Source organism: Pedobacter cryoconitis, assembly GCF_001590605.1.
In the GTDB taxonomy this organism is placed as follows: Bacteria; Bacteroidota; Bacteroidia; order Sphingobacteriales; family Sphingobacteriaceae; genus Pedobacter; species Pedobacter cryoconitis_A.
Genome location: NZ_CP014504.1, coordinates 1,721,274 through 1,734,124 on the forward strand (window position 1 = coordinate 1,721,274; position 12,851 = coordinate 1,734,124).

The window sequence follows — 12,851 nt, forward strand, 5'->3', positions numbered from 1 at the left end:
CTCGCTAAACAGGGATCACTAATTAATTCTGCAGTGATCCCTGTTTAAAAGTTAATTCGTCACTTCTCCTGATGAAATCTCCGACCTCTAAGGCAAGCCTTTGGGTTAGCAGTGTGGTTCCGCTCCAGACTAAATTTTCTTCCAGCGTTTCTTTTAATAAGCACCCCACTAATTTACCGTCGGTAAACACCTGGTAAAGTGGTACAACTGCCGTTGCATGGTTAATCGTTAATATCAGTTTCATTTCGTTAACGTCCGCGATGTAAGTGTATTTTTGCATGATACTAAAGTATCTGTTAGCCAACATCCCATCAATAGGTGTTAATTACGGTTTTATCATACGTATAAATACCTAAACATGGTGAAAATACGTAAGTGGCCAATTACCACATAAAAATTTTAGCATAAATTTAATCAATATTTTGATTAAATTTATGAAAACGTTATGCTTCAAAAATGAATTTCATTATAAAATATCAAGGGATTGAAGAGCCTGACCTGGAAAGGGTATGCTCCATTCTGGAGGCTTATCATGTCCAGATACTGGATAATAGCCTGTGGCCTGAAACTGCCCTGGTCAATATGGAAGAGTCCAAACTGGGAACCTTGCAAAAAGCACTGAACGAGTGGAACATTTACCCGGAACGGGAATATGAGGTCCCTTCTCCCAGAAAAAAAATCAGGAAATCACATTAAAATTACATCATTGATTTTCAGGATAGTTATTTAAATTATATATTTAAGAATCTATCTCGCTCTAATATGAAAACACTGAAAATTTTAAGGCTTTTACTGACTTCTTATCTAGGCCTGATGGCCACCACTTTAATCCTCTTTTTAATTGGAATTATAGCTTATCAATTTATGGGCGTAGAATTTCAGCCTGTAATTATCTGGTTCAAAGTTATTACACTCGGGGTAGTTGGGTATTATCTGAGCAATTATAAGAAGAAAGAATTTTATTACTACCGCAACCTGGGCTTATCCAGACGGTTTATCTGGGTATGTACTTTTACTTTTGATTTAAGCTTGTTTGTTGCCTTGCTGATCCTGATCAAAAGCTGAGTTTCCTTCTTCTTTTTCAATTTCATCATGGGTTTTACTCTTCTTAGGGAAGTTAAACAACATTGAGGAGACAATGGGCAGGACAAAAATGGCTACCGTAAAGATCGACACAAAAAGATCTGTTTTTTCACTCTCTATTAAGTGCGTGATTGCTGATTCAGGGAAGAAATGCGTCAAAAGTGATGAGGTCAGTTTAATACCCAGCACACCAATCACGGTAAAGGCAGCAGTTTCCAGGAAAGTGAATTTCTCCATCAATCTGACAAATGCCTGTGCCACAAAACGCATGGCTAAAATTCCAATGAATACCCCGATATAAATCAGGTAAATATGATCTGTAAAAGCAACAGCCGCAAATACATTATCAATTGAAAAGGCCAGATCCATGACCTCAACCAGGGCAACAGTTGCCCAGAATGTTCCTACTAAACCAACTGTGTTTTTGTAAAACCAGCTTTTTGATTTATCAATCTGCTCTTCCTGATGCACGTTGTTTTTCTTACTTCTTTTTCTGAAAAAATCAAAAGCAAGATACAATAAGTATAGTCCTCCCAATGGTTTTAACCACCATATTTTGACTAACCAGGCAGCAAGGAATAAACAAATCCCACGAAATACATAAGCACCGATAATCCCATATTTCAAAGCTCTTTTACGTTGATCTTTGGGTAAATCCATGACCATGGTGGCTAATACCGCAGCATTATCCACCGAGAGCAAGCTTTCTATGACAATCAAGTTTAAAATAATCAGTAATCCTGCTTTAATATCTGGTCCCAGAATCGTGTGTAAAAAATCCATAAGCCAAAATTACTTTAAAACCTGAACATTTCCTACAGGAAGCTATCTGCTTCTCTATAGGCCTGAATAACGCGCAACTCCCCTTCTTTGCTCTTTATTGAATTGCCATGCTCCATGCCCATCACTCCTTTGTATCCTTTTTGGTGCAGATGTTTAAATAGGTTTTTATAGTTAATTTCACCAGTGCCTGGTTCATTTCTTCCCGGGTTATCACCAATTTGCACGTAGGCAATCTCCTCCCAGCAGCGATCAATATTGATGATCAGATTTCCTTCTGTCCGTTGCATATGGTAGATGTCGAAAAGTATTTTGCAAGATGGACTATTGACTGCCTTACAAACATTATAAGTCTCATGTGTCTGTTGCAGAAATAGTTCTGGTGTGTCACTTAAAGTTTCCAATACCATGATCAGGCCATGGGGCTCAAAAATCTCTGCACCTGCGCGCATGGCATCTACGACATTGGCCATTTGGATCCCATAAGGAAGTTTACGTTCATAGAATCCAGGGACTACGGTGGCCCATTTCGCATTGCAGCGTTTTGCAGCTTCAACAGAACGATGGCAAGTCTCTATAAATTTATCCTTGAATTCTTTTTTACCAGTGGTCAGGGATGTTTTCCAGTTATCACCCCCATCTACCACGAATACACCCATTCTCATGCCAAGCTTAGCAAGTAAATCGCCAATTTTCGTCTGTTCCGCTACAGGTCTGCCTATAAAGCCATTGTCCTCAATTGACCTGAATCCCTGGTCATACATGTATTGGATCTGATCCAGAAAGCTTTTTCCTGCATGCTGGGCGAACATGCCTTGATGAGGTGCATAATCCAGATTAAATGTTTTGCCAGCCAGCATTTGTATTTTTTCCGGAGAGCCAGCCACCGCATTTACGGAAGAACCTGCAATCAGTGCACCCGTTGCAATTGCACTATTTCTTAAAAATTCTATTCTGTTCATATTAAAATGGTTAAGCTATTTTATGTTTTGTTGCTATATAAACTGGTGTTTTTAAAGCAATCATATAGCTATTGTTGTTAATTTACGATCATTTTCTTAAACCCGGCAGTCAGCGTGTCTGTAACCGTTCCATCTTTGCGGTGATAGATCAAGTAAGCCTCCATGTTTTTCTTTGCACTGACAAAGGCCAGCGCCTGTTCAACGGACATTGCCATAACCGCATTGTCATATCCATCGGCAGTTAAAGCATCTTTAGCATATAGTGTTACACTAATCAATTGATTGTCCAGCGGATAACCTGTTTTTGGATTAATCAAATGAGAGATTTTCTTTCCACCTGCCTGTAAATACTTCCTGTAATTTCCCGAAGTCGTAACTGCACCCTCATTGAAACTAATCACATGCCTGAGTTGTGGTTCTGACTGCTCATTTAATGCTGGTCCTTCGATACCAACCCGGAGTGCAGTCCCATCAGGCTTTGGCCCCTTCATCCTGATCTCTCCACCTATTTCCACTACAAAGCAGTGGATTCCCTTTTGTAACAGATAATCTGCTACCACATCCACACTATAGCCTTGTGCTATCCCATTGAGATCAATTTGTACACCTGGTTGCTTTTTAAAAAGCTCATTTCCCTGAACTCCGAGCAGATTCATGCCCACATTTTTCAACAATTCCTTAATTCTGGCGCTATCCGGAAACACAGCAATTGGTTTTGGCCCAAAACCCCAGGCCTGAACTAAAGGAGCTACAGTGATATCAAACTTGCCCTGCGTAGCCTCATAAATTTCAAATGATTTATTGATCACTTGCATAAAATGACTGTCTATACTTAAAGCTTTAGTGGCGCTGTTAAACTTACTGATCAAAGAATAAGACTTATATAAAGACATTGAGGAGTCAATTTTTAATAAAATACTATCTACCTCAGCCCCGCTGACTAATGGAGATTCAGCAAAATACTTAATGGAATAATCCGTTCCCTGGGCATAACCACGTAAAGTATATTGCTGCTGTTCCTTCTTTTTAACAAAGAAAGAAAACAACAGCAATATACTAATCATCAGAGTTTGATGGATGAAACCCACGGCTTATAATTAAATTACTTTAGTTTTTCCAGGCGTTGGAATTGGATATAATCCATGCTCATCAGGCATCAATTTTGGGTTGGCGGTCCAGCTCAGTTCAGCCGGAAACAAGCTATTGTCTGCATTCAAAGCCTCGTCCCATTTGATCGTCTGACCAGAATAAGTAGCATACCTGCCTATTATTGAAGTAAAGCAACTTTTAGCCCCGCGTTCTGCATCGCTGAATTTAAACTCTCCTTTAGCAATAGCAGCAAACAACTCATCATGTTCTGTTTGGTAAGGATTTTTATTTCCTTTAGTCGGGTGACTGAATATTTCTTTGCCTTTATGGTCCGATAATATGCCATGATTACCTGCCGATAGATAAGCTTTGCCCTTTGTTCCCTGGAAACTTTCGTCCACTCTGTTTTCTGTACCTTCAAAATGGCGGCACTGGCTATAAATCACAGCTCCATCTGCGTAAGTTAACTCTACAGCATGGTTATCATAGATTTCCCCATAATCTTTTCCTGTTCTCCAGGCGCGGCTGCCAGTTCCCTGTACAGAAACCGGGTAAGCCCCTTTTATCCAGTTTGCAATGTCAATATTATGTACATGCTGTTCTACGATATGATCCCCGCAAAGCCAGTTGAAATAATACCAGTTGCGCATCTGATATTCCATTTCTGTTTGCTGGGCCTGGCGTTTTTTAACCCAAACCCCACCACTGTTCCAATACACCTGGCCACTATAAATTTCACCTATAGCCCCATCTTCTATTCTCTTCATTGTTTCCGTGTAATTGGTCTGGTACCTGCGCTGCAAACCAACTACTACATTCAGCTTTTTCTGCTTAGCAATTTCTGCTGCCGCCAGTACTCTCCGGATTCCCGGTGAATCAACTGCTACAGGTTTTTCCATAAAAACATGTTTCCCCTGTTTAACAGCTTCTTCAAAATGACCAGGCCTGAATCCCGGAGGGGTTACCAATAAGACTACATCAGCCAATGCAATAGCTTGCTTATAAGCCTCAAAACCTATAAAACGACGTTCTTTAGGGACATCGACTTTATCTTTAAATTTATCAAAAAGGACTTTATAGCTATTGTCCATTCTATCCTGGAAAGCATCGGCCATAGCCACCAGCTTAACATTCTGAGTGGTGCTTAAAGCTTGAAAAGCAGCACCAGTGCCACGGTCTCCACAACCGATCAAGGCAATCTTAATTGTATCATCAGTGGAAGTGTGCCCGCCTGCAAAAGCGAATTGATTTAACAATACACCTCCGGCAATCAGTGCCGAAGACTTTAAAAATTCGCGGCGTTTCTCACGCAATTCTTCATTGTTCATAGTAAAATCTTTTTAGGTTCTATTTGGTTGTTCAATGTGTTTAATAATCGGCAATCACAGGTTGATCATAATAAGCTGTGATTTCAGCTTTAGAAGGTGTATTTACAGGCCTTACCAGGCGCATCCCGATAAAAGGGGCTTCAGGAAACCACCAGTTGCTCTTTGGAATCTGAGGATCAAGCTGTTTCCATACCGGATCAGAAGCGAGCCTGGCTGCTGAACGTAAATCTAACGGCGTATCCTCATAAGAACCTCCCCGAATTACATGGGCATATAATTTTGAAGGAGCAGCTACCGGATTAATGGCAACTCCTTTTTGGTTTGCAGCATAAAAATCTGCCGCATACTGGTCATACGTCCATTCTCCAACATTTCCATATAAGTCAAACAAGCCCCAGGGATTCGGTTTTTTCTGTCCTACAGCATGAGTTTTACCCCCGCTGTTCTCCTTAAACCAGCCATAATCGGCTAATCCGGCTGCTGCATCTCCAAAAGTATATTCACTAGTACTTCCCGCTCTGCAAGCATACTCCCATTCTGCCTCTGTCGGTAAGCGGTAAAACACTCCTGTTCTGGCATATAACCATTTACAATACTGTATGGCATTGTAATGTGTCATAGCCAGTGCAGGATGGTTTTCCTTTCCCATTCCAAAAGTCATATCAAGATAAGGTTTGGTTGGTCTGGTTACTGCATCTACATTTGCAGGTACAGGTACTATACTGTGAGACGTCTCGTAATCCTTGTATAAAAAAGGCTCGTATAAATCCCACGTCAACTCAAAAGTTGCCATCCAGAAAGCATCCAGTTTTACCCGGTGTACAGGCAATTCATCCGCTTTTCCCTTTTTACTCCCCATCAGAAATTCTCCTGCGGGAATAGCCTGCATCGTGAAACTTAATTTGGTGCCCTCAATTTGCTGCGTATACGATTTCTCTTGTGCAAACGAAAAAAAGGCACTCAGCAATAGTGGTACTGTAATTAATAATTTAACACTCATCATTTAATACCCGGGGTTCTGTTTTAATTCTTTGTTCTTAAAAACTTCATCACGCTCAAATGGTCTGAAATATACCTTTTCTGCCCATTTACGACTTTCCTGAGCAGTTTCAACAGTTGTCGTATAAGTATAATCGTAAACTGAAGGATCGTAATGATAAGGCGCTGACATCGTTTGTCCGGATTTAAACTTACCCGTAACTTTGATATAAGTAGGTTGTCTGCCTAAAGTTTCTTCAGCAATCATCCAGCGGCGTGTATCATGATAACGCTGCTCTTCATAAGCCATTTCAATTCTGCGCTCGTGGCGGTAAGTATCCTTTAACTCTGTTGATGAACTTGAGCTCACAGCCGGCATACCAGCTCTGAACCTGATCCTGTTCAACCAGACAATAGCCTGATCGGTCTGACCTAATTCAATACTGGCCTCAATATAATTCAGCACAGCCTCTGTATACCTGAAAAAAGGCCATGGCACAAACTGCGGCATTGAAGCATCTACAATAGCAGGGTCCGGATCAGTAAATTTCTGCAGATAATAGCCAGTCCAGCTTCCGTTCCAGTTTTCAATAGAACTTCCGCGGGTATCAAGCCCTTTGAAATTGATTACATTACCGCCCTCTTTCAAATCATATTCTCCAGTCTGGATCTGATTGGCAGGATCGACATTTCCAGAAACCTTGTCTCTTGGTTTCCATCCCGCACCATCATACAGTATTGTAGCATAAAAGCGCGGATCACGATTTTGATACGGTGCATTCTTCTGTGCAGTATTTGCCCAGCTGAACTTAGTCCCGTCTGTCATCTCGTAATCATCAACCATCAAGCCAATGGGTGTATTACCAGCCCAATTGTGATATCCATTCGGGCCATTCGCACGCGCATAACGGTTATCACTCCGGTCAATAAAATAGCGTGCAAATATCAATTCTGAACTTGCCGAAGCATCTATACCCGGCGCTTTACTTTCTCCGCCCATGGCAATGCTTTTATAATTATTCATACCGTCTTTCATTGATACTTTCTCGCTGAGAGACAGTTTATAACCACTACCTGCATCTATTACTGCTTTAGCTGCATCTTGTGCCGCTTTCCAGCGTTGCATCCGGTCTCCAGTTATATAACCAAGAAATTCGGGATTGGCATAACCAGAAATAACCCCTTTAGATTTTGATCTGGCAGTTGGTGAATCATGTAAATCACTTGCTGCATACAACAGAACTCTTGATTTTAAAGCCATTGCAGCTAAAGAAGAAGTCCTTCCTTTTTGCGTAGATTTTCCTGTCAGTTCCTTGATTGCATCATCGCAATCTTTAACTATAAAATTCACACACTCTTCATAAGTTGCTCTTTTCGCAGCATAGTCCTCATTCAGCGCATAAACTTTTGTAATCAATGGCACACTGCCGTAAAAACGGGTCAGCTGATGATAAAAATAAGCTCTTAAAAAGTGTGCTTCACCCAACAACTGATCTTTCACGTTTTTATCAGTAATCCCATTGTCGGCCCCTGATAATTTTTCGATGGTGATGTTACAAGATCTGATCCGGTTATACATTCTGTTATAAGCCCAGGTATCATCCACCCAACCTAAAGTTGTCGGATTTATAATTCCGGCATTCACCAAATCAATTCCTCTGTTAGGGTGCGTAAATAAAGATTCATCAGTCACAGAAGACAACATTTGTTCTGGAAAACCGCCATTACCCAGTCCATTGTAAATTTCGGTCACAAAAGCCTGTGCCAGCGCCGGATCTTTCCAGATCAGTTCCGAAGGAATTTGGGTAGGCGGAGTTACAGTCAGGAAATCTTTTTTACATCCGCAGATAAATGAGGCCAGCAGTGCGGTGGTCAGTAGTATATAAGTATTTTTGAATATCGGGTTCATATGTTTAGATCTATAGATAGTGAGTTTAAAAAGTGACTTTGATCCCTGTATTGATCACCCTTGCCTGTGGATAATACTGTGCACTGGAGTTGGTTGATTCCGGATCCCAGATTCCAATTTTATCCACTGTAATCAGGTTTAAGCCGTTAACATATACTCTTAGCGCACTAATGCCGGCTTTTTTACACCATGTTGATGGTAAAGTATAGCCTATCTCTACATTTTTCAGTCTGACATAATTATTACTGCGCAGCCAATAAGTATTTCTGCCTGCGTTGTTAAAATCTGTATAATACGTTTTACCACGGTTCGACAAACGAGGGAACTCACTGCTTGGATTATCAATGGTCCAGCGGTTTTTATAAGACCAGTCCAGGAAGTTTCCAATATCTCCCGACTCTGTAAGGCCTACTATTTGAACACCTCCGCTAGCGCCCTGTACCAAGGCAGAGAAGTCAAAATTCTTATACTGTAAAGTCAGGTTAAAACCACCTGTAAAAGTTGGTGTGCTGGTTTTATCAGACCTGATGCGGTCGTCCCCATCTATTTTACCATCTCCATTTACATCTCTGAATTTCATGTCTCCAGGAAGCAGGTTGTTTGTTAACGCGCTGTAATTAATCGTATTAGCTTTAATTTCCGCGGCGTCCCTAAATACCCCTGCATACTCATAAATCAAATCCGTACCTGTTGGCATCCCTGTAGATTGCTGCCACGAAGGTGCACCTGGTGTTTCATCCCAGAAAATGATCTTGTTTTTAGAATATCCCCCATTTACACTTACGCCATAGTTCAATTCGCCAACATGGTCATTGTAACTCAATTTAAATTCAAAACCTTTGTTGTTTACCTTTCCCAGATTCACAGGAGGCAGTTTATCAGTAATCCCAGAACTCCCTGGAATAGAACTTCCCCTGCTAATCAGGATTTTAGTTCTTTTATTATAAAAATAATCGAATTCAAAACTCAGTTTGTTATTTAAAAACGAAGCATCCAGACCCAGATTCGCATTGTTGGCTACTTCCCAGCCGAAATCCAGATTAGGTACGCGGTTCTCTACTAAAGTCTGGCTGTATTGATTGTTAACGATGTAATTTCCAAAGCCCATGGTATTGAGATATTGATATTCAGCCAAAGCATCGCCGAAATAAGCCTCAGCACCCATCTGGCCATAAGAAGCCCTGATTTTCAGGTTATTGATAAACTTCACATGGTCTTTAAAGAAAGATTCTTCCGACACTCTCCATCCAGCTGAAACTCCCGGAAAAAATCCAAATCTCTTGTTTTCAGGGAAGATATAAGAGCCATCTACTCTCCATAAAAACTCTGCCAGATACTTTTCTTTATAATTATAACCGGCTCTTCCAAAATAACTTAAGCGTGCTCTGTTGAATAAATTATTTGGGGCATCTGTAGGATTGCCAACGGTTTGCTCTTTATCACTTCCAGCTACTAATTGCTGCAAGGCCGTAGACAGGAAATATCTGCGTGCTGCACTGAAACCATCATTGTTGACTTTCTCCCTGGTTACCCCTGCCATCAGGTTAAAAGTATGGTCTCCTATTTTCTTATCATAAGTAGCCATTCCCATTAAATTGATGGCAAGTTGTGCGCCTGCTGTCTCATTTAAGCTTGCATCGGTACGTTCCGAACGCACAGATCCTTTCAACAATGGTGTAACACCATCGGCCTCAAAAGATTTTTTATCCCAGTAATATAATGTCCAGGGCGTTTGCCATCTTTTTTGTCTGCCCGCAAACTTATCAATAGAAGCGGTACCAGTAATTTTCAGGCCTTCTACACCTGGTACTTTAATATCAATTTTACCGGTAGACTGAAAGTAATCACGCTGATCCCTGTTGTAACCTGTCTGATCTGTAGTAATCACATAAGGATTATAGCCGAATTCGATATCCGGTCCTGGTAATCCATTTGGCCAGACTTCCTGTTCAGTAGGTTTACCACGCATCAGCATCCTGAAAATATCACCAGCACCAACAGTTGGATAATTACGGGCCTCTTCCCTGCCTGTAATCCCTAAAGTTAAAGTCACATATTTGCTTACTGCAGCTTCCAGATTAATCCTTAAATCATATTGCTTATAACCAGTAGCTGATTTTTTGTAATAGCCATCCTGATCCAAATAACCTAATGATACCAGGTATTTGATATTTTCTGCACCACCTGTTAACTGCAAATTGTGTCTTTGCTGAGGTGACCAGTTCTTTAAAGTAGTTTTGAACCAGTCTGTATTCGGGTAACGCAAAGGATCAGAACCGTCACTTAATTTCTGCATTTCACCGGGCCGGTAAACAGCCGACAATATATTCCCATTATCAGTTCTTTTATAAGAACCTGTAGCTTTAAATGCTTGCGATGCCGCATTCCACTGGTCTACAGGTAAATCTGCACCAAAAATATTCAGCTCATTTAAAATCTCGGCGTATTGAGTTGAATTGGTCATTTTAGGTGTTCTGGTAGGTTGTTGCAAACCATAGCTAAAATCATAAGAAAGCTGTGGTTTACCAGATTTACCCTGTTTAGTGGTGATCAGAATTACACCGTTTGCCGCCCGTGACCCATAAATTGCTGCCGAAGCATCTTTCAGTACCGACACGCTTTCTACATCATTAGGATTGATCCTTTCTAAACCACCCGCGCGGTTTGGCACCCCGTCAATAACAATCAGGGCATCATTATTTCCTAATGAATTTACCCCCCGGATTCTGATGGTAGATCCATCAGCTCCCGGCTCTCCGCTTGATTGTAAAGCAGTTACTCCTGGTAAGCGCCCGGCTAAAGAGTTGGACAAGTTAACGTTTGGCGTTTTGGCCAGCTCTGTACCTTTTACAGAAGTTACAGCGCCAGAAACTACTGCCTTTTTCTGCGTGCCATAGCCAACAACTACGATTTCTGTTAATGCCTGGCTATTTTCCTGTAACCTGACATTAATTACAGGGCGGTTATTGACCGGAACTTCCTGTGTATTATAGCCCAGGTAAGAGAAAATCAGTACGCCATTGTCAGGAACTTTAATACTGTATTTACCAGAGCCATCAGTGGTTGCTGCTGCAGCGGTTTCTTTCAGTTTAATGCTGACTCCCGGAATACCACCACCCTTTTCATCAGTTACTATCCCTCTGACAATGATATCAGCAGCAGCGCCATTTTTAGGCCGGATCACGATCAGGTCATCTTCCATTGGCTGAAATTTCAAGCCAGTACCTTTCAAAAGAAAACTCAGTGCATCAAAGACAAGGATGTCCTTTTGCATCAGGGTAATATCTTTATTCAGCGGGAGATCTTCTTCGCTGTACAGCAAACGAAAGTTCCCTTTACGCTCCAGAATAACCAAAGCATCCTTTAGCTTTATTTGCTGAAGGTTTAAATCAATCTTTTTGTTTTGAGAATAGCTGCTGGCAGCTACCTGAAAACAAAAGAGAAAAGACAAAACAAAGATCCAGTTTAGCATTAATAATAATTTATTTTGGGAAAAGTAGACGCATAGAACTTTATTGCACAGTCCTTTTTTTTTCATAGATTTGTGAATTTCAAAGTTAAAAATCTGATAAACCGTTTGTTATACTACGGATTTGAAGGTTGAAAAGGGAGGGAATGTTGGCGCATTTACTCCCTTTTTTTAGTAGATGGTCACGTCATGTGCGGTAAGATTAAAGGTGAAGGATTTGATTAACTGCATGGCCGTCAGGGCCTCTTTAATATTTTCATTTTTAAAGACTCCGGTAAAGCGATAAGATTTTGCTCTTGATGAACCCAGGTGGATTCTGATGTTAAACCAGCGTTCCAGCCTTGGCTTTAAATCCTGAAATGACTCATTGTGAAATACCAGGGTATTATTTTTCCAGGAGACCTCCTCAATATATTCATTGCCCCCAATATGAATGGGTACAATGTGTTCAATCATTAAGGTAATATCATGATCATCCATTTTCAGTACCCCCTGCTGACCAGCTTGCAGCACAAATTTTTCTGAAGGATTTAAAATAATTTTTTGCTGAGGCCTTTCATTGACAGATAGTTCAATGGAACCACGTAATAGCGTAGCTACAGACTTCTGATCTACTGGATAGGCCTTCACATTAAATGCGGTTCCCAATACTTTAATTGCAATCTTATCTGTACGTACTATAAATGGTTGAGACTTATGATGGGCTACATCGAAAAAAGCTTCACCAGTTAAATGTACTATACGTACCTTTTTTTTATCAATAGCTGAATGGTAGGCTAATTTACTGTCTGAATTAAGCCAGACTAAAGTACCGTCCGGCAGTTTTACCTTTTTGCGTACTCCTTTTCCTGCAATGAGCAGTGTGTTGAAAGTATCCTGTTTATTGCTATGGATATAAAATAAGCCGGCAAAGAAAATCAGGCACAGGGAAAGGACGGTAATCGCTAAATTTTTATATTGAAGAAGGAGCGGTATCGGTTCTTCTGCTGCAGGCGTAGTCAATTCATCATAAAACCTTAGCCTGTGACATTGGTAAATACGGTCAACGTCAGGAATGTGCAGCTCCCCCTCTTCACTATTGAGCCAGATTTGTTTAAGTACTTCTTCATAATAAACAGAATCAGGATAGCTATCAATAAGCCTGTTCAGCTCCTCCAATTCATATGGGGTCGCCTCACCAGCCATTTTACGAGCTAATAATTCTATAATTCTGCTTCTTTTCATAAAGACCGCCGCAAGAGTTTGATATTGGT

At 40.8% G+C, this 12,851-nt stretch carries 11 protein-coding genes; 2 read left to right on the top strand and 9 right to left on the bottom strand.

Features of this window, described 5'->3' with window-relative positions; translation table 11 throughout:
• Nucleotides 1-22: 22 nt before the first annotated feature.
• A complete protein-coding gene (locus AY601_RS07350; RefSeq protein ID WP_068398624.1) occupies nucleotides 23-280 on the bottom strand; it encodes a hypothetical protein in 258 nt (85 codons plus the stop codon).
• A 176-nt stretch (nucleotides 281-456) separates the two neighbouring features.
• On the opposite strand from AY601_RS07350, the gene AY601_RS07355 reads away from it, so the two are divergent.
• Together AY601_RS07355 and AY601_RS07360 are read left to right on the top strand one after the other, a co-directional pair.
• On the top strand, nucleotides 457-696 hold the full coding sequence (locus tag AY601_RS07355; protein ID WP_068398627.1) for a hypothetical protein: 240 nt from the start codon (nucleotides 457-459) through the stop codon (nucleotides 694-696).
• A gap of 66 nt (nucleotides 697-762) precedes the next feature.
• Nucleotides 763-1,065, top strand: a complete 303-nt coding sequence (locus tag AY601_RS07360) for a hypothetical protein (RefSeq protein WP_068398630.1) — start codon at nucleotides 763-765, stop codon at nucleotides 1,063-1,065.
• Here AY601_RS07360 and AY601_RS07365 read toward each other — a convergent pair.
• From AY601_RS07365 to AY601_RS07400, 8 genes are all read right to left on the bottom strand, one after another.
• The gene (locus tag AY601_RS07365; RefSeq protein WP_084359145.1) at nucleotides 1,024-1,866 is read right to left on the bottom strand and encodes a TerC family protein; all 843 of its coding nucleotides are present in this window, start codon (nucleotides 1,864-1,866) and stop codon (nucleotides 1,024-1,026) included. The genes AY601_RS07360 and AY601_RS07365 overlap by 42 nt on opposite strands.
• Before the next feature lie 32 nt (nucleotides 1,867-1,898).
• The gene (locus AY601_RS07370; protein ID WP_068398633.1) at nucleotides 1,899-2,825 is read right to left on the bottom strand and encodes a hydroxypyruvate isomerase family protein; all 927 of its coding nucleotides are present in this window, start codon (nucleotides 2,823-2,825) and stop codon (nucleotides 1,899-1,901) included.
• Nucleotides 2,826-2,902: 77 nt separating this feature from the next.
• On the bottom strand, nucleotides 2,903-3,889 hold the full coding sequence (locus AY601_RS07375) for an FAD:protein FMN transferase (protein ID WP_068398636.1): 987 nt from the start codon (nucleotides 3,887-3,889) through the stop codon (nucleotides 2,903-2,905).
• 33 nt (nucleotides 3,890-3,922) lie between these two features.
• A complete protein-coding gene (locus AY601_RS07380; protein WP_068398638.1) occupies nucleotides 3,923-5,242 on the bottom strand; it encodes a Gfo/Idh/MocA family protein in 1,320 nt (439 codons plus the stop codon).
• A gap of 40 nt (nucleotides 5,243-5,282) precedes the next feature.
• Entirely contained in the window at nucleotides 5,283-6,242 is a 960-nt protein-coding gene (locus tag AY601_RS07385; RefSeq protein ID WP_068407284.1) for a formylglycine-generating enzyme family protein, read from the bottom strand.
• A 3-nt stretch (nucleotides 6,243-6,245) separates the two neighbouring features.
• Nucleotides 6,246-8,129: a RagB/SusD family nutrient uptake outer membrane protein gene (locus AY601_RS07390; RefSeq protein WP_068398641.1), complete on the bottom strand. Its 1,884-nt coding sequence runs from the start codon at nucleotides 8,127-8,129 to the stop codon at nucleotides 6,246-6,248.
• A 25-nt stretch (nucleotides 8,130-8,154) separates the two neighbouring features.
• On the bottom strand, nucleotides 8,155-11,601 hold the full coding sequence (locus AY601_RS07395) for a TonB-dependent receptor (RefSeq protein WP_232324714.1): 3,447 nt from the start codon (nucleotides 11,599-11,601) through the stop codon (nucleotides 8,155-8,157).
• A 168-nt stretch (nucleotides 11,602-11,769) separates the two neighbouring features.
• Nucleotides 11,770-12,822 carry a FecR family protein gene (locus tag AY601_RS07400; RefSeq protein ID WP_068398644.1) on the bottom strand — a complete coding sequence of 351 codons (1,053 nt, stop codon included), beginning with the start codon at nucleotides 12,820-12,822 and terminating at the stop codon, nucleotides 11,770-11,772.
• Nucleotides 12,823-12,851: the final 29 nt, after the last annotated feature.

Bases quoted from the DNA above. Each gene is read 5' to 3' on its own strand.
- AY601_RS07395 (WP_232324714.1), bottom strand. From the start codon at position 11,601: ATGCTAAACTGGATCTTTGTTTTGTCTTTTCTCTTTTGTTTTCAGGTA.
- AY601_RS07370 (WP_068398633.1), bottom strand. From the start codon at position 2,825: ATGAACAGAATAGAATTTTTAAGAAATAGTGCAATTGCAACGGGTGCA.
- AY601_RS07355 (WP_068398627.1), top strand. From the start codon at position 457: ATGAATTTCATTATAAAATATCAAGGGATTGAAGAGCCTGACCTGGAA.
- AY601_RS07375 (WP_068398636.1), bottom strand. From the start codon at position 3,889: ATGATTAGTATATTGCTGTTGTTTTCTTTCTTTGTTAAAAAGAAGGAA.
- AY601_RS07385 (WP_068407284.1), bottom strand. From the start codon at position 6,242: ATGAGTGTTAAATTATTAATTACAGTACCACTATTGCTGAGTGCCTTT.
- AY601_RS07360 (WP_068398630.1), top strand. From the start codon at position 763: ATGAAAACACTGAAAATTTTAAGGCTTTTACTGACTTCTTATCTAGGC.
- AY601_RS07350 (WP_068398624.1), bottom strand. From the start codon at position 280: ATGCAAAAATACACTTACATCGCGGACGTTAACGAAATGAAACTGATA.
- AY601_RS07400 (WP_068398644.1), bottom strand. From the start codon at position 12,822: ATGAAAAGAAGCAGAATTATAGAATTATTAGCTCGTAAAATGGCTGGT.
- AY601_RS07365 (WP_084359145.1), bottom strand. From the start codon at position 1,866: ATGGATTTTTTACACACGATTCTGGGACCAGATATTAAAGCAGGATTA.
- AY601_RS07380 (WP_068398638.1), bottom strand. From the start codon at position 5,242: ATGAACAATGAAGAATTGCGTGAGAAACGCCGCGAATTTTTAAAGTCT.
- AY601_RS07390 (WP_068398641.1), bottom strand. From the start codon at position 8,129: ATGAACCCGATATTCAAAAATACTTATATACTACTGACCACCGCACTG.